This window comes from Streptomyces sp. NPDC048671 (assembly GCF_055587045.1).
The window spans coordinates 106,155-123,269 of the sequence record NZ_JBVJHB010000019.1; the positions used below are offsets into that span (position 1 = coordinate 106,155).

General features: G+C 69.7%; 8 protein-coding genes and 1 pseudogene. 7 read left to right on the forward strand and 2 right to left on the reverse strand.

Annotated elements, in window-relative coordinates:
* The first annotated feature begins 149 nt into the window (after positions 1-149).
* Positions 150-3,446 (forward strand): LamG-like jellyroll fold domain-containing protein, encoded by a 3,297-nt coding sequence (locus tag ACZ6S6_RS32385; RefSeq protein ID WP_469708413.1) that lies wholly within the window; start codon positions 150-152, stop codon positions 3,444-3,446.
* 360 nt (positions 3,447-3,806) lie between these two features.
* Here the strand turns inward: ACZ6S6_RS32385 and ACZ6S6_RS32390 are convergent.
* A pseudogene (locus tag ACZ6S6_RS32390) lies at positions 3,807-5,969 on the reverse strand (beta-L-arabinofuranosidase domain-containing protein); the annotation flags it as partial.
* A 525-nt stretch (positions 5,970-6,494) separates the two neighbouring features.
* On the opposite strand from ACZ6S6_RS32390, the gene ACZ6S6_RS32395 reads away from it, so the two are divergent.
* The 6 genes from ACZ6S6_RS32395 (at position 6,495) to ACZ6S6_RS32420 (ending at position 13,764) form a co-directional block, all read left to right on the forward strand.
* Positions 6,495-7,580, forward strand: a complete 1,086-nt coding sequence (locus ACZ6S6_RS32395; protein ID WP_362966011.1) for an ABC transporter substrate-binding protein — start codon at positions 6,495-6,497, stop codon at positions 7,578-7,580.
* Positions 7,581-7,773: 193 nt separating this feature from the next.
* Positions 7,774-9,477, forward strand: coding sequence for a sugar ABC transporter ATP-binding protein (locus ACZ6S6_RS32400; RefSeq protein WP_469708415.1), 1,704 nt, complete (start codon positions 7,774-7,776; stop codon positions 9,475-9,477).
* A complete protein-coding gene (locus ACZ6S6_RS32405) occupies positions 9,474-10,448 on the forward strand; it encodes an ABC transporter permease (protein ID WP_362966015.1) in 975 nt (324 codons plus the stop codon). The genes ACZ6S6_RS32400 and ACZ6S6_RS32405 overlap by 4 nt, the downstream gene beginning before the upstream one ends.
* The gene (locus ACZ6S6_RS32410; protein ID WP_469708417.1) at positions 10,445-11,506 is read left to right on the forward strand and encodes an ABC transporter permease; all 1,062 of its coding nucleotides are present in this window, start codon (positions 10,445-10,447) and stop codon (positions 11,504-11,506) included. Before ACZ6S6_RS32405 ends, ACZ6S6_RS32410 begins: the two co-directional genes overlap by 4 nt.
* Before the next feature lie 97 nt (positions 11,507-11,603).
* A complete protein-coding gene (locus tag ACZ6S6_RS32415) occupies positions 11,604-12,635 on the forward strand; it encodes a LacI family DNA-binding transcriptional regulator (RefSeq protein WP_469708419.1) in 1,032 nt (343 codons plus the stop codon).
* 55 nt (positions 12,636-12,690) lie between these two features.
* Positions 12,691-13,764: an aldose epimerase family protein gene (locus ACZ6S6_RS32420; protein ID WP_469708421.1), complete on the forward strand. Its 1,074-nt coding sequence runs from the start codon at positions 12,691-12,693 to the stop codon at positions 13,762-13,764.
* 78 nt (positions 13,765-13,842) lie between these two features.
* Here ACZ6S6_RS32420 and ACZ6S6_RS32425 read toward each other — a convergent pair whose 3' ends face one another.
* Positions 13,843-16,860 (reverse strand): carbohydrate binding domain-containing protein, encoded by a 3,018-nt coding sequence (locus ACZ6S6_RS32425; protein WP_469708423.1) that lies wholly within the window; start codon positions 16,858-16,860, stop codon positions 13,843-13,845.
* Between the last annotated feature and the right edge of the window lie 255 nt (positions 16,861-17,115).

Below are 17,115 nucleotides of genomic sequence, written 5' to 3' on the forward strand. Positions count from 1 at the left end.
TGGGCGGCCCTGGGCCGCCCAATTTTTCTATCGTTGAAAATTCTCTGTGCACGACTGTTGTTTTGCGTTTGGTGCTGTGGCTCAATGTTCGATTATGTGCTGTGCCTCACAGGTTTGAGGCACTTCAGCTCTCTCGACAGGACGACGCCTTGAGACGACAAACGCCCCGATCCCGCGCTCTGTTCAGAACGGTGGCCTGCGCCGCCGCGCTGCTGATACCCGTCGGGGCCACCCTGGTCCCCGCCGCCGCTGCCGCCCCGGCTCCTGCCGCCGCTGCCGCCTCCGTGACGGGGGCCGACAATCCGGCCACCGCCGTGCACGGGCTGAAGGGCGAGTACTTCAGCATGTCCGCGCCCGGCGCGAGGGACTTCGACAAGCTCGGCGGAGTCGCCCTCGACCCGGAGATCAACTTCCCGGGCCTCACGGGCACGTTCGAGTCCACGACCGGCCGGACGGAGAACACCACCGCACGCTGGACCGGCAGCATCCAGGCGCCCGAGACCGGCGACTACACCTTCTCCGCGAGCGGCGACAACGGCTTCCGGCTCTTCATCGACGGCAAGGTGGTCATCGACCACTGGGAGCCCGACTGGGACAACGAGCAGACCAGCGAGCCGGTCGCGCTGAAGGCCGGCGAGCCGCACGAGTTCAAGCTGGAGATGTTCCAGGACACCGGCGGCGCCAACATGTTCCTGCGCTGGTCCAGCGCGAAGCTCCCGAAGCAGATAGTGCCCGAGTCGGCCTTCACCCCGCCGGCCGGCTTCGAGGTCTACCCGGTCGCGCTGAGCGTCGCGGGCGACGGAAAGCGGCTCCAGGCGGTGTTCGACGACAAGGTCGGCACGCTCTCCAAGGTGAAGGACCACCTCAGGATCGAGGCGGACACCTCGCCGATCCCGGTGAAGTCCGTCGCCCGCGCGTCCGGCAACTCCAAGACGCTGACCGTCACCCTGGCCGCGCCCGTCCAGAAGGGCCAGCAGGTCCGCGTCGCGTACGACGGCAAGGGCGGCCTGACAGCAGGCGGCAAGGCCGTCCCCGAGATCAGCCGGACGGCCAGGAACCTGTCCACGCACCGGCTGACCACGACCTGGGGCGACAAGCTCGACCGCAACCACCCGCTGCCCGAGTACCCCCGGCCGCAGCAGGTCCGCGACCAGTGGCAGAACCTCAACGGCCCGTGGGAGTTCGCCGGAGCCGCGGCGGGCGAGCAGCCCGTGTTCGGGAAGAAGCTCGGTGAGCGGATCACCGTGCCGTTCCCCGTCGAGTCGCAGCTCTCCGGTCTCGAACGCCACGAAGACCACATGTTCTACCGCAAGCTCGTCACCGTGCCGAAGAAGTGGTCCGTGGACCAGGGCGGGAGCAAGGGCAAGCAGGGCAAGGACGGCAACCGGCTGAAGCTCAACTTCGGCGCCGTCGACTACCAGGCCCGCGTCTGGGTCAACGGCAAGCAGGTCGCCGAGCACACCGGCGGCTACACCTCCTTCAGCGCCGACATCACCGACGCGGTCAAGGGCAGCGGCCCGCAGGAGATCGTCGTCGCGGTCACCGACACCACCGGTGACGACCAGCCGAAGGGCAAGCAGTCCCGCAACCCCGGCGGCATCGTCTACACACCGTCCTCCGGTATCTGGCAGACCGTCTGGATGGAGCCGGTCGCCCCCGCCTCGGTGGACACCCTGACGACCACCCCCGACATCGACAAGGGCCGCCTGGCCCTGACGGTCAACTCCGCCGACGCCTCGGCCGGTGCGCGGATCAAGGCCGTCGCCCGGGACAAGAAGGGCAAGGTCGTCGGCACGGTCACCGGCCCGGCGAACCACGCGCTGAGCCTGCCCGTCAAGAAGCAGCACCTCTGGACCCCGGACGACCCCTACCTGTACGACCTTGAGGTCACCCTCACCGACGGCCGTTCCAAGGACACCGTCGACAGCTACTTCGGCATGCGCTCCCTCGGCATCCAGAAGGTCGGCGGCTACCAGAAGCTGGTGCTCAACGGGAAGCCGTTCTTCTCCCTCGCCATGCTGGACCAGGGCTTCTGGCCCGACGGTCTCTACACCCAGCCGAGCGACGCCGCGCTGACCTTCGACCTGAAGGCGCAGAAGAAGCTCGGCTTCAACGCGGTGCGCAAGCACATCAAGGTGGAGTCGGCGCGCTGGTACTACCACGCGGACCAGCTCGGCCTGCTGGTCTGGCAGGACTTCGTCTCCGCCGACATCACCGGCGAGAAGGGGCAGCAGGCCTTCCTCTCGCAGGGCGAGCAGATGATGGAGCAGCTCCACAACTCGCCCTCGATCGGCGGCTGGATCGTCTTCAACGAGGGCTGGGGCGAGTGGGACCGCACCGAGACCGGCAAGATCACCGACGCGGTCAAGGCCGCCGACCCCTCCCGCGTCGTCAACGCGCACAGCGGTGTCAACTGCTGCTCTTCCAAGGGTGACTCGGGCAAGGGCGACATCATCGACCACCACGACTACGTCAACAACGACGCACCGTTCCCGGACGACCGGGCGGCGATGGACGGTGAGCACGGCGGCTTCACGCTCCGTACCGCCGGCCACATGTGGCCGGGTGCCCCCGCGGCGATCTACAGCGGGGTCGCCGACAAGGACGCCCTCACGGCCAAGTACGTCGACAACACGCGTACGTACTACCTGGCGGCCGCCGGCGCCGAACTGTCCGGCTCGGTGTACACCCAGGTCAGCGACCTGGAGAACGAGCTGAACGGCCTTTACACCTACGACCGGCGCGAGATCAAGGTCGATGCCAAGAAGGTCCGGAAGATCAACGAGCAGGTCATCGCGGCCGGCGCGGCCGCCGGCCACCGCGACGAGGTGAAGGGCGGCGCCGCCTGGAACCTCGACGAGGGCAAGGGCACCAAGGCGAGCGACCAGGGACCCAACCGCCTCCCGCTCACCCTCTCCGCCGGCACCACCTGGACGCCCGGCGTCCACGGCTCCGCGCTGAAGTTCAACGGCGAGGGACAGTACGCCCAGACGGCGGGTCCGGTCGTCGACACCACCGGCGACTACACCGTCTCGGCCTGGGCCTCGCTCGACGCGCTGCCCGGCAACTACGCGACGGTGGTCAGCCAGGACGGCCGCCGCACGGAGAACCCGTTCTATCTCCAGTACGGACAGGGCGCGTTCGCGTTCAGCACGCCGGGCGGGAAGCGGGCGCGGGCGGAGATGACGCCCGAGACCGGCACGTGGTACCACCTGGTGGGCGTGCGCGACGGCGACGAGCTGAAGCTGTACGTCGACGGCAGCCTCGCCGCCACCGCTCCGGCCGGCTCCGCGGACGTCAGCACCGGCCCGCTCTCCGTGGGCCGTGCGCAGTACGCGGGCGAGAAGGGCGACTTCTGGAACGGCTCCGTCGACCAGGTCAGGGTGTACGACAAGGCCCTCACCGCGGACGAGGTGAGCAAGCTGCACGGCGCCGAACAGCCGTAGACCCTCCGGCACGGTGACCCGCTGCTTGCCGCCACAGCTGTGGCGGCAGGCAGCGCCATGCCCCGGCAGCCCGTCCGGTCCGGGCGTCGTGTGAGGATCGAGGGACGGAAGAGCCCGAGATCCGTCGCCGCCGCGACGACCACCCGGATGGCGCCTCGTCTCCAGCCGCTCCGGCGACTGGACGACGGCCGAGGGGCGCCCCGCCCTGCTGCACACGTACGCCGCACCGGCCGGTGCGGCGCGGTAGCGCACCGGCCGTGACGGACCGACGGCCCGGACGTGACGCCTTCGCGTCGCGTCCGGGCCGCCGGGTGTAGTGCGCGGGGAGCGGTACAGGAGTGCGTGGAACGCCGCCGGTCAGACGAGCTGCCAGAGGTGGTCGTCGGTGCCGTTGTCGTCGAACTGGACGATGTGGGCGCTGTCGGCGGTGGACATGTTGTCCACGCCCAGCACCTTGCCGGAATGCCGGTTGCGGACGTGGTACCAGCCGTCGGTCAGCCAGCGCGAGCCACCGGGACCGGCCGTCGGGAACGAGGTGATGCGCAGCCGTGCCGCCCCCATGGGGACGAGCGTGACCTCCTCCACCGGCTCCGTGCTCCGGGCCGGACTGTCCTGGAGCGGGGCGACGACGTGCTCGCCGTCCGCGGTCCACTCCGGGATCCGGCGGGCCCGCGCGGTCATGGTCAGCGGGGTGCCGTCGAGGGTGAACGGGTTGGCGTCCTTGAGGCGGCGGACCGTGTGGGGGCGCAGCGAGGCGGCCGGCTTCCTCCCGTCCAGGACGAGCCCGTAGTTCCACGGACCGGTGGCATGCACCTCGTACTCCGGGAACCGGTCGGTGCCGCCGATGCGCCGGTACTCCTCACCGATCCGCAGGGAGTACGTGAGCGGGCCGCGGTCCACGCTGACGGAGCCGTGGTTCTGTCCCCAGGTGCGGACGGTGGTCGTCTGCGGGAAGCGCAGGGTCACCTTGTCGCCGTCGGACCAGGTGCGCTCGACGCGGGTGAAGGCAGGACCGGCGGGGGCGTCCACGCGGTGCCCGTTCACCTCGATCTCCGGGGCGTCGCACCAGGCGGGCACCCGCAGCACCAGCGGGAACCGCAGCCGTTCGGGCGCCTTCAGGCGCAGCGTGACCGTGTCCGTGAACGGATAGCCGGTCTCCTCGGTGAAGGTGACCTCGGTGCCGTCGGCGACCTTCGCGGTGACCTCGCAGGCGGCGTACATCGCGGCGACGAGCCCCCCGTCGGGGGTGGCGAGCCAGAGCTCCTCGGTGAAGTAGGGCCAGCCCATGCCGTAGTTGTGCGGGCAGCAGCGGTACTGGTCGACGCCGGGCAGGAACGCCTGCATGGCGAAGCCGTTCTGGAACTGCCGGTCCTTCTTGGCAACGTTGTCCAGATCGACGCTGTTGGCGCTGGTGATGTAGTGGACCGCTCTGCCCGAGGGGTCGAGCGAGGCCGGCAGCGAGTTGAACGCCAGCTCCTCACAGCGGTCGGCCCACAGCGGATCGCCGGTGATCCGGGTGAGCAGCTGGTGACTGGCCATGAACTCGACGATCCCGCAGGTCTCGAAGCCCTGCCGGGGGTCGCCGTGCCCGGGGCGCGCGTTCTCGTCCCCGGCGAAGCCGCCGCCCGGGAACTGGCCGTACTGGTCCATGGCCTTGCCGTACGTCCCGTAGGTGTTGCGGGTGTCCTGGGCCGAACCGCTGCGCAGCGCGTACTGGGCGGGCTCGCGGAAGCCCTGCGCGATGTTGACGTTGTGCGGGTCGACCAGGTTGTCGCCCCAGTCGGCGCCGTTCGCGTGGATCTTGTCGGCGAGGTCCAGCAGGAAGGTGTCACCGGTGCGGTTGAAGAGCCAGAACGCGCTGTCCAGGCCGTCGCCCCAGCGCAGCGCGATCCAGCTGGTGTTGAAGGCGCCCGGCCCCTGGGCGTTCATGTAGCGGAAGAACTTGCTGAGGAACGGGATGACGCGCGTGTCGCCGGAGTATTCCTGCCAGGAGCGCAGCGCCTGGACCAGTGGCAGGAAGGGCCAGAAGTCCGGGCCGCCGTTCAGCGACGTCCGCAGCGACTTCGGGCCGAAGAAGCCGTCGGACTGCTGGGTGGCGAGAATCGCGTCGAACCAGCGGCGGACGGTCGCCAGCGCCTTGGCGTCACCGGTGACGATCGCCAGGTCGGTGTATCCGCGCAGCCAGTACGGGACCTCCTCCCAGCCGCCCAGTTCGGGGCGGACCCAGCCGGTGGCGCCGAAGTCGAGGAAGTGCGAGAACTCCTCGTACCGCCCGCAGAGGCCGTCCAGCTGGAGTTTCAGCTGTCCGGCCAGCCAGCCGTGTGCGGTGACCCCGCCCGGCGGCAGTTTCAGGAACGCCGTCGGGTGCAGGGGCGCGGCGTTGGGGGAGTAGTGACCGCCATGAGCCGGTTTCGCCCGGTGCTCGGCCGCGGTCGCGGTGGTGGCCCAGCGGCCGGTCGCCGCCGTGGTGGCGGCAGCCGTGGCCAGCGCGCCTGCCATGAGTTGTCTGCGGTTCAGGGGCATGGAGGGGTCTCCTGCTCTCTGCCGGCCGTGCGGGGATCCGGCTCGGGGAAGGCGCATGACATGGGCTGCCGTGACGCACCGGTCCGGGGCACGCCGGGGGTGCGCACGGCAAGGAGCGCCGTCGCGGCCGGAGGGGCTGCGCGGCAAGGTTCTTGCAACGTTGGAAAAATTACTGCCGGCGGTATGACAGCACGGCGTCAGGCGGCTGTCCAGGGGTGCGGCGGTATCCGGCGGGCCGGGGCCGCCGTTCGGTCACGGCCGACTCCGACACGTTTTGGAAACGCATCGACAACGCTCTTGCCGCCCGTGCCACGTCGCCTATATAACGTTGTAAACCGAGCCGCCGAGAGGCCGCGCAGACTCTCACGACCACAGTTCGTGCAGCTGGGGCCCACCCCCGTGAAGCATTGGCGGGGTTCGTGAGGAATGCAGTGGCATCAGCCGCCGAGCGGCCGATGCATCGTCCAGCCATGACCGACCGCACGCCCGCCGGTGTGCCGTCAACCCGCCAAGGAGCTCCCGCGCATGATGATCCAGCGCCGAACCCGTACCCTCGCCGTGGCCTGCCTCCTCGCCGCCACCGCCACGCTGGCCGCCTCCGGCTGCTCCAAGTCGGAGGGCTCGGACAACGCGAGCGCTGACAGCAGTCAGGGCGCCCAGGCGGCCAAGTCCCCCGAGACCTCGTCCGGTTCCGGCTGCTCGCTGCAGACCTATGGGTCGCCGAAGCTGGACCTGAAGGACGCGGTGGTCGGCTTCTCCCAGTCGGAGAAGGAGGCCAACCCGTTCCGGATCGCCGAGACCCAGTCCATCAAGGACGAGGCCAAGAAGGTCGGCGTCAAGAAGCTGCTCACCACCAACGCCCAGTCGCAGCTGTCCAAGCAGATCAGCGACATCCAGGACATGCTGTCCCAGGGCGCCCAGTTCCTCATCGTCGCCCCGCTGAACTCCGACGGCCTGGAGCCGGCACTGAAGGCGGCCGCCGCCAAGAAGGTCCCGGTCCTCACCGTCGACCGCAAGCTCAACTCCACCGCGTGCAAGGACTACGTCGCCTTCCTCGGCTCCGACTTCGTCGAGCAGGGCAAGCGCGCGGCGGACGCGATGATCAAGTCGACCGGCGGCAAGGGCAAGGTCGCCATCCTCCTCGGCTCCTCGGGCAACAACGTCACCACCGACCGCACCAAGGGCTTCGTCGACCAGCTCAAGGCCAAGGCGCCCGGCCTGAAGATCGTCGCCCAGCAGACCGGCGAGTTCGCCCGCGACAAGGGCCAGCAGGTCATGGAGCAGCTCATCCAGTCCAAGCCCGACATCACCGCCGTCTACGCGGAGAACGACGAGATGGGTCTCGGCGCCGTCACCGCGCTGAAGGCCGCCGGCAAGAAGCCCGGCAAGGACGTCAAGATCGTCTCCGTCGACGGCACCCGCAACGCCGTCCAGGCCCTGGTCAACGGCGACTACAACGCCGTCATCGAGTCGAACCCGCGCTTCGGCCCGCTGGCCTTCGCGACCGCCCAGAAGTTCTACGGCGGCGAGGAGATCCCGGAGAACGTCATCATCTCCGACCGCGCCTACGACGAGTCCAACGCCAAGGCCTCGCTCGGCGGCGCGTTCTGACCGCGACCGGCCCCACCTGCCCGTAACGCCCGTGCGGGAGCCGCCGGGCCGGGGATCCGGGCGCGTACCGATCCGTACGCGCCCCGCCCGGCCCGCACCGGTCCCCGGCGGCGCACCGCCGCCGTGACGCTTCCACCCGTCACGGCGGCCACCGGGCCCACACCCTTGGAAGAGCGGAAGGCCAAGAACAGCCATGGCACCACCCGAAGCAGTACCGCAGCCGCCGGAGCCGGCCGCCGACGCGAAGGAGGCAACCGCACCGGCCGCCGGCGCCGGGGAATCCACCGCGCCGGCCACCTCCGAGAAGGAGACCGCCGACGGGAAGAAGACCCCAGCGCAGGCCGGGGCCGTCCTCGAAGCGCGCTCGGTGAGCAAGCGGTTCCCGGGCGTCGTCGCCCTCGACGACGTCTCCTTCTCCCTGCGCGCCGGGGAGACCCACGCACTGGTGGGGGAGAACGGAGCCGGCAAGTCCACCCTGATCAAGGTGCTGACCGGGGTGTACCAGCCCGACGAGGGCGAGCTGCGGCTGACCGGAGAACCGATCGCCTTCGCCCGGCCGTTCGAGGCGCAGCAGGCCGGTATCTCCACGATCTACCAGGAGGTGAACCTCGTCCCGCTGATGAGCGTGGCGCGCAACATCTTCCTCGGGCGTGAGCCGAAGAACCGTTTCGGCCTGATCGACTTCGGCCGTATGCACCGCGAGACCACCGAACTGCTCGACGGCTTCGGCGTACGCGTCGACCCGAAGCGGCCCCTGCACACCCTGGGCATCGGCACCCAGCAGATGGTCGCCCTCGCCCGCGCCGTCTCGGTCAACGCCCAGGTCGTCATCATGGACGAACCCACCTCATCGCTGGAGCCGCGCGAGGTCGAGACCCTCTTCCGGGTCATCGAGGACCTGCGCGCACGCGGGATCGCGGTGCTCTACGTCAGCCACCGCATGGATGAGCTCTACCGGATCTGCGACCGCGTCACAGTGCTGCGCGACGGCCGCCACATCCACACCGGCGACCTCGCCGACCTCGACCGCATGCAGCTCGTCTCGATGATGCTCGGCCGCGACATGGCCGAGGTCCGCCGCACCGGACTCACCGGCTTCGGCTCCGAGGGCCACGACGCCTCGCGCACCCCGGTGCTCACCGCGACCGGCCTCTCCCGCAACCACCAGCTCCACGACATATCGCTGTCCTTGTACGCCGGTGAGGTGCTCGGCCTCGGTGGACTCCTCGGCTCCGGCCGCAGCGAGACCGCGAAGGCCCTGGCCGGTGCGCTGAACCTGGACTCCGGTGAGATCGGGATCGGCGGACGCACCCTGCGCGGGCTCACCTCCGCCGGCGCCATCCGGGCCGGCATCAGCCTGCTGCCCGAGGACCGCAAGGCCGAGGGCATCGTCCCCGGCCTCTCGGTGCGCGAGAACATCGTGCTGGCCGCGATGCCACGCCTCTCCCGCGCCGGTGTCGTCTCCCGTGCCAAGCAGGACCGCGTCGTCGACATCTTCATGAAGCGGCTGCGGATCAAGGCGGCGAGCCCCGAGCAGAAGGTCGGCGAGCTCTCCGGCGGCAACCAGCAGAAGGTCCTGCTGGCCCGCTGGCTCTGCCTGGAGCCCAAGGTCCTGCTGCTCGACGAGCCCACCCGCGGCATCGACGTCGGTGCCAAGGCCGAGGTCCAGAGCCTCATCGACGACCTCGCCCGCGAGGGCCTCGCCGTCCTGCTCATCTCCTCCGACATCGAGGAACTCATCGAGGGCGCCGACCGCATCGTCGTCCTGCGCGGCGGCGCGGTCGCGGGCGAACTGGCGGGCGACGAGGTGGCCGAGAGCCATCTGCTCGAAGTGCTCGCCGACCACTCACCGGCGCCCGCAGGGAAGGCCCCGGCCGCTCAGGAGGACCCCCGATGACCCAGGCCACGCTCTCCACACCCGCCGCCCGTCCGCTGGCGCGGCTGCGCGACCCCGCCTGGTACCAGGAGTACGGCGTGTACCTCGCCGTCGCGGTGGTGCTCCTCTTCAACGCCCTGTTCACCGAGCACTTCATGACCGCGGACAACCTCCGCACCCAGCTCGTCCAGGTCGCACCCATCGTCATCGTCGCCCTGGGCATGGCCCTGGTGATCGGCACCGAGGGCATCGACCTCTCCGTCGGCTCGACCATGGCGGTGGCCGCCGCGCTCCTGCCGCTCTACCTCGGCTACGGGCTGGTGCCCGCGCTCGTCATGGCGCTGCTGGCCGGTGCGCTCGTCGGAGCGGTCAACGGCACACTGGTCTCCCTCGTCGGGCTCCAGCCGATCGTCGCCACACTCGCCCTGTTCGTCGGCGGCCGCGGCCTGGCCCTCGTCATGGCGGACGGTCAGCTCAAGCAGATCGTCAACCCCGACCTGCTCTCGCTCGGCACCGGATCCTTCCTCGGCATCCCCCTGGTCGTCCTCATCGCCGCGGCCCTCGCGGTCGCCGTCGCCTTCCTGGTCCAGCGCACCACCTTCGGCCGCCAGGTCGTCGCCATCGGCGGCAACCGGTCAGCGGCCTCCCTCGCCGGACTGCCCGTGCGCCGCGTACTGATCGGCGTGTACGTGCTCTGCGGGGTCTTCGCCGCACTGGCCGGCATCCTCGCCACCGCCAGGCTCACCGCCAGCGACCCCTCCTCGCTCGGCACCCTCATGGAACTCTCCGCCATCACGGCGGTCGTGGTCGGCGGCACCCCGCTCAACGGCGGTTCCATCCGGGTGCTCGGCACGGTCGCCGGCGCCCTGCTGATGCAGCTGCTGCGCGCCACCCTCGTCAAGCACGACCTGCCCGACTCCACCGCACAGATCGCCCAGGCGGCCATCATCATCGCCGCCGTCTACGTCGCCCGGGAGCGTCGGTCCCGATGAACGAAACCTCACCCGCACCGGTGGCCCAGGCCCCGGCACCGCGCAAGTCCCCCGCAGCGGCAGGCGGCGGCGCGCCCCGCCCCGTGACCGGCGCACCACCCTCGCTCGGCCAACGGCTCGCCGAGCTCCTCCAGCGCCAGGGCGTGCTCGCGGTCCTGCTCACGGTCGTGATCGTCGCGTCGTTCATCTACCCGACGTTCGCCACCCTGGACAACGCCCGCGGCGTGACCGTACAGGCGTCGTTCCTCGCCGTGGTGGCCCTCGGCATGACCATGGTCATCATCACCGGCGGCATCGACCTGTCCGTCGGATCCGTCTTCGCGCTGGGCGGTGTACTCGCCGCCTGGGCCTCCCAATGGGGCTTCCTGGCCGCGCTGTTCGTGCCACTGGTGGCGTGCGGTGCGATCGGACTGCTCAACGGTTTCCTCGTCGCCCGCGCCGGGATGGCACCGTTCATCGTCACGCTCGCCACCCTGCTGGGGGCCCGCGGCATCCTCCTCGCCTTCACCGACGAGGGCGCCACCACCTACCTGGTCCCCAAGGGATCGGCCTTCGCCGAGCTCGGGCAAGGGAGCGTGTGGGGCTTCGGCTACCCGATCCTGATCGCCCTCGCGCTGTTCGGCATCGGCGGACTGCTGTTGCAGCGCACCTCGTTCGGACAGACCCTCTTCGCCGTCGGCGGCAGCAGCGACGCGGCCACCCTGATGGGCCTGCCCGTGGTCCGTACCAAGATGCTGGTCTACACGCTCAGCGGACTGCTGGCCGGACTCGCCGGCGCGCTCAACGCGGCCAGGCTGTCGTCCGGGGTCACCATCGTCGGCGTGGGCATGGAGCTCGACGCGATCTCCGCCGTCGTCATCGGCGGCACACTCCTGATCGGCGGCGCCGGGTCGATCAGCGGAACGCTCTGGGGCGTACTGCTGCTCGCCGTCATCCAGAATCTGATCAACCAGATCGGCTCGCTGAACTCCTCGTACCAGTCGGTGGTCAGCGGAGGGTTCCTTATCGTTGTCGTCGTGGCCCAGCGCTATCTGGCGCGCAGCCGCAGAACCACCTGAACCTGCGCCGGGGCCGCGGCCCCGGCGCAGGTCGAGCCGAACCGGCGGAGCCGGGCCACTGCGCTTCAACGCGCGTCAAGTCGATTCAGGGAGTGCCGTGGGCGTCAGCCTCAAGGACGTTGCGCAACGGGCGGGCGTATCCATCAAGACCGTGTCGAACGTGGTGAACAACTACCAGCACGTCACACCGAAGATGCGCGCCAAGGTGCAGCAGGCCATCGACGAGCTCGGCTACCGGCCGAACCTCACCGCACGGCATCTGCGCAAGGGCCGCACGGGCATCATCGCCCTCGCCGTCCCCGAGTTCGGCAACCCGTACTTCGCGGAGCTGGCCGGCGAGGTCGTCGACGCGGCCGCCCGCCACGACTACACCGTGCTGGTCGACCACACCGGCGGGCTGCGGGAGAAGGAACTCCTGGTCAGCCAGGGGTTCCGGTCCCATGTGATCGACGGCCTCATCCTCAGCCCCATCCATCTGGAGACCGAGGACCTGATGGCGCGCACCGAGACAGCACCGCTGGTGCTGCTGGGCGAGCGCGAGTACGAGGCACCGTACGACCACATCGCCATCGACAACGTGGCGGCCTCCCGTGAGGCCGTGCGCCACCTCATCGACCAGGGGAACCGGCGGATCGCCTTCCTCGGCTCGCGCACCGGCCGTGAGCGGCAGCCGGCCCATCTCCGGCTGCGCGGCTGGCGGGAGGAGCTCGCCGCCGAGGGCATCGACCCCGACGAGTCGCTGGTCGTGGTCACCGACGGCTACGGCCGCGAGGACGGGGCCACCGCCATGGCCGCCCTCCTGGACCGCGGGGAGCAGCCCGACGCCGTGTTCGCGTACAACGACCTCATCGCCATCGGGGCGATGCGCACCCTCTCCGAACGGGGACTGCGCATCCCCGAGGACGTCGCCGTCGTCGGGTTCGACAACATCGAGGAGAGCCTCTACGGAGCCACCACGCTGACCACGGTCGCCCCGGACAAGGAAGCCATCGCCCGGCTCGCCGTCGACAGCCTCGTCGAACGCCTCTCCGGCGACGCGGTGCCCGCACCCCGGCGGCCCCGGCCCGGCTACCGGCTGATCGTCCGGGAATCCACCGCCCGGCCCCCTGCAGAGCAGGCCGCACCGTAGGCCGTGTTTCGAAAGTCCCGCCTGCCCGGCCGTCCGCTCGTCGCAAGGATCTCTGATGTCTCGCCCCACCGTGAACCGCAAACCGTTCGGCGCCCATGGGAGCACGGACGTCGATGTCTGGACGCTCGACTCCGGCACCGGAGTCCGGGCCGAGATCCTCACCTACGGCGGAATCCTGCACCGGCTCACCGTGCCGGACACCGGGGGAGCCCCCGCGTCGGTCGTCCGGTCGCTGGCGGGCCTGGACGACTACACGGGCGGCAACCCGTTCTTCGGCGCCCTCATCGGCCGCTTCGCCAACCGCATCGCGCACGGCCGCTTCACCCTCGACGAGGCGGAGCACCAAGTCCCCGCCACCGACCGGGGACACGCCCTGCACGGCGGGCCCGGCGGCTTCCACACCCGGGTCTGGCAGGCCGCCGGGGAGGCCACCGACACGGCCGCGACACTCCGTCTCACCCTGCGCAGCCCCGACGGCGACATGGGATTCCCCGGAGCCCTGGACGTCACCGTCACCTACACCCTCGACACGGCGGGCACACTCGCCCTCGACTACACCGCGACCACGGACCGCCCCACCGTCCTCAACCTCACCAACCACGCCTACTTCGACCTCGCCGCCCGGGGCGACATCCTCGGCCACACCCTCCAGGTGGACGCCGACAGCTATCTCCCCGTCGACGGGGACGGCATTCCCGAGGGCCCGCCCGCGCCGGTGCACGCCACCCCGTTCGACCTCACCACCCCGTGCACCGTCGGTGAACGGATCGCACTCCCCGACGAACAGCTGCGCAGAGCGGGCGGCTTCGACCACTGCTGGATCCTCCGGAGACCCGGCACGGGTCTGCGCCGGGCCGCCCGCCTCACCGCCCCCGGAGCCGGACGGATCATGGAGGTGTGGACCACCGAACCCGGCATCCAGGTCTACACCGCCAACCAGCTCGACGGCACCCTGGCCGCCCCCGGCGGCGGCCGCCACGACCGCCACAGCGCCGTCTGCCTGGAGACCCAGCACCTGCCCGACTCACCCAACCGGCCGGACCACCCGGGCACCGTGCTGCGCCCGGACGAAGTCTTCCGCAGCCGGACCGAGTTCAGGTTCCCGCACCTCACCGCCGCCACGGCCTGAACCCCCGGCCGCCCCCATGAAACGGCCCGGCCCGCGGAGGTCTCACACCCCGCCGGCCGGGCCCCCTGGTGCGCCGCGCTACTTCAGATACGGACCCGCCGCCCCGACCTTGCCCGGAGCCGCGTTGCTGCCGCCGAGGTCCAGGACGTAGACCCGCATGTTGCCCTTGCCCGGGGCCGCCACACTCAGCTTGCCGTCCGCCACCACCTGGGTGTCACCGGTGACGGCGTCCTTGTAGGTGCCGTCGGGAATCCCGCTGTACGTGGCCGCGCCGGTGACCGTCACCAGGGCGAAGCTGTCCACCCCGCTCGCCGTGTCCGTGTAGCGCCGCTTGTACGCCATCCGGCCGGTGATGCCCTCGGTGGAGTACTGGCCCATCTGCAGGGCAGGGACCGCACGGCGGATCTCGTTGAGCCGCTGAACGTGCTTGACCAGCGGCTTGCTCAGCGTGTCGGCGACCTCGCCGGTGGCGGAGGAGACCTTGCCGAAGCCGGACGCCTCGACCGTGCCGGCGAGGTGGTCGCCGTAGTAGGCGCGCCCGGTGGTCGCCAGCGGGCAGCTGGGCCCGCAGTCGATCTGCTTTCCGGCCTGGAACTCGATCTCCGATCCGTAGTAGAGCGTCGGGATGCCGCGGAAGGTCCACATCAGGGCCATGTTCTCGGCCCAGGCGTCGGTGCCGCCCGCATAGCGTTCGCTGCTCTTGTTGGGGCCGTAGTCGTGACTGTCCACGTAGACGACGTTGTACGTGGCGTCGTTGTAACTGTCGTCCGAGTCCTTGCCGTTGTTGTACGCGTTGTCGGCGTCACCGAAGTTCATGTGCATCCGCATGTCGATGACGTTCATGCCGGAGAACTCGCTGTGGTCCGGCGTGTGGTAGGCGTTCCCGTCCAGGAAGGCGTTGCTGGACGTCGGCTGCTCCCCGGTGCCCAGCTTCTCCTCGTAGTCGTACATCTCCAGTGCGGCCTTGGTGTCGTCGGCGTCGTACTCCTTGCGTTCCTTCCAAGTGAAGAACTGCGCCGAGTGGTTGACCGAACCGCGGTTCCACTTGTCATTGACGAACGCGCCCACCTCACCGAAGACGAAGAAGTTCTTCGCGGCCCCGGCGCCGAACTGCTGCGTGACGCGCTCCTGGATCGCGGGCAGGAAGCGGCGGTTCCAGGTGGTGCGCGGAATGTGGACGGCGGTGTCGACGCGGAAGCCGTCGACGCCCATGTCGATGTACTTGTCGTACGCGCCGATCAGGTAGTTCTGGACCGGCGCCGACTCGGTGTTGAAGTCGGCCAGGTCCTCGTGCAGCCAGCAGGAGCGCGAGTCCTCGCCCTCCCAGTTCCCGAGCCAGCAGTTGTGGTAGTACTCCTTCGGGAACATCCCCGAAGTCGGGTTGGGCCACTGGCAGTTGTAGATCTTGTAACCTTCGGGCGAGGTGGATCCGGTGGGCGTGCCCCAGTTGAGGCAGGTGTTGCCAGAGGGTTCCGCCGTGGACCACAGGTCGCCGTTGTAGTAAGACTTCCCGGACTTCGTCTCGACGCTCACGCCGTCGTACTCGAAGCCCTCGTTCTTCTCGTCGTAGTACCAGCTCCACTGGTCGTCCCGGACGCCGTAGACGGTCGGGGTGTACAGGCCCTTGGCGCCCCAGCGCGAGGAGTGGTTGTAGACGACGTCCTGGTAGATCTTCATGCCCTTGGCGTGCGCGGCGTTGATCAGGTCCTGGTACGAGGCGCCCGCCGATTCGAGGCGGCCGTCGACCTTGTAGAAGTCGTAGCCGTGATACCCGTGGTAGTCGTAGTCGGACCGGTTCAGCACCACCGGAGTGATCCAGACGGCCGAGAACCCGAGCCCCTTGATGTAGTCGAGCTTGTTGACCAGGCCCTTGAAGTCGCCCCGGAACATGGGGTCGTCATTGGCCGCGTTGCCGGACTTCACGTCCTGGCTGCCGCCCCTGTTGTTACTGGAGTCCCCGTCGTTGAAGCGGGCGGTCAGGACGAAGTAGATCGGGTCCTTGCGCGGGTCGGTGCCCAGCGGTGTGCCCTGTGCGGCCGCCGGCGGTCTGGTGCCCGTGGTCGCCTTCGCGGCGGCCGAGGCCGCCGAGGTGTTGCCGGCCGCGTCGACCGCCTTGACGGTATAGCTGTAGGCCGTCCTCTCCTCCAGACCGGAGTCGGAGAAGACCGTCGAGCCCACATCGCTCACCATCACGCCCTTGCTGCCGCCGGTACGGGTGACCTGATACTTCGTCACGCCCCGGTTGTCGGTGGACGGTTCCCAGGTGAGGACGACCGACACTCCGTCCGCGTCGGCCTTCACCGCCTTCGGGACGGTGGGTGCCTCGGTGTCCGCCGGTTCGGCGGCGCACGGATCCTCGGCGTCCTCGGTCACGGTCCTGTCCTTGACCGTGGAAACACCGGCGGGGAGGGTGTAGTTGCCGCCGTTGTTGTTGTCCCAGACCCCGTTCCCGTTGTTGAACGCGGCCTGCATCTCCGTCGCGGTTCCGAGATCGACCGAACGCTTCACCCAGCCGGTGCAGGCCGCTTCCATGCCGACACCCGGCACGGCGGTCCAGGAGCCTCCCGCCGGCTGGTAGTGCAGGTTGGTGGTGCTCCAGCCGACGGTCGTGGTCGAGTAGTACACCGATGCGCTGTTCCCCGAGGGCGAGGGATCCGGATCGGTCCCGGTGCCGGCGCACGGATCGCTGTGCGCCACCACCCCGTCCTTGACGGTGATGGTGCCGGTCCCCAGCGCGTAGTTCTTCCCTGAGTTGTTGTCCCAGACCCCCGATCCGTTGGTGAAGGTGGCGGCCAGTCCCTGTGAACTGCCCAGCGAAACGGTCTTCTTGACCCAGTCCGTGCACGCGGCCTCCATCCGCACGCCGGGCACGGCGGTCCAGGCGCCGCCGTCGGGCGCGTAGTGAAGGTTGTACGTGGACCAGTCACGGGTCTTGGTGTAGTAGAAGACCGTCGCCGTGTTCTCGGCGGCCGCCACGGGTACGGCGGAGGAGGAGCCCGCCGGGTCCGGTGCGGCGGTGAGCAGGCTCAGCAGCCCGGCCGCGGCCGCCGCCGCTGCCAGGGGCCGTCTGAGCCGCAGGTGGGGGGAGCGTTTCATGTGTCTCTCCAGGGGAGTACGACGGCCTCCCGGGCCGTCGCAGCCAACAGCGGGGTGCCCATCGGCACCCGCGGGTCCCGCCGGAGAACCCGGACGCGCCTCGGGGTTCGGGCGAGCAGTGCATCCGACAGCAAAAGCTGTCTGAATTTTGCTGCAATCTCTTGCGGTCAGGAAGTTACCTGGGCATGACAGGTACGTAAAGGGCCCGGACGGCGACGGTCGTCCCGTGCTCCGCGGCGATCGCCGGCACCTGTC

Coding starts and splice junctions, on each gene's coding strand:
- ACZ6S6_RS32405 (WP_362966015.1), top strand. CDS start 9,474: ATGACCCAGGCCACGCTCTCCACACCCGCCGCCCGTCCGCTGGCGCGG.
- ACZ6S6_RS32410 (WP_469708417.1), top strand. CDS start 10,445: ATGAACGAAACCTCACCCGCACCGGTGGCCCAGGCCCCGGCACCGCGC.
- ACZ6S6_RS32400 (WP_469708415.1), top strand. CDS start 7,774: ATGGCACCACCCGAAGCAGTACCGCAGCCGCCGGAGCCGGCCGCCGAC.
- ACZ6S6_RS32420 (WP_469708421.1), top strand. CDS start 12,691: ATGTCTCGCCCCACCGTGAACCGCAAACCGTTCGGCGCCCATGGGAGC.
- ACZ6S6_RS32395 (WP_362966011.1), top strand. CDS start 6,495: ATGATGATCCAGCGCCGAACCCGTACCCTCGCCGTGGCCTGCCTCCTC.
- ACZ6S6_RS32425 (WP_469708423.1), bottom strand. CDS start 16,860: ATGAAACGCTCCCCCCACCTGCGGCTCAGACGGCCCCTGGCAGCGGCG.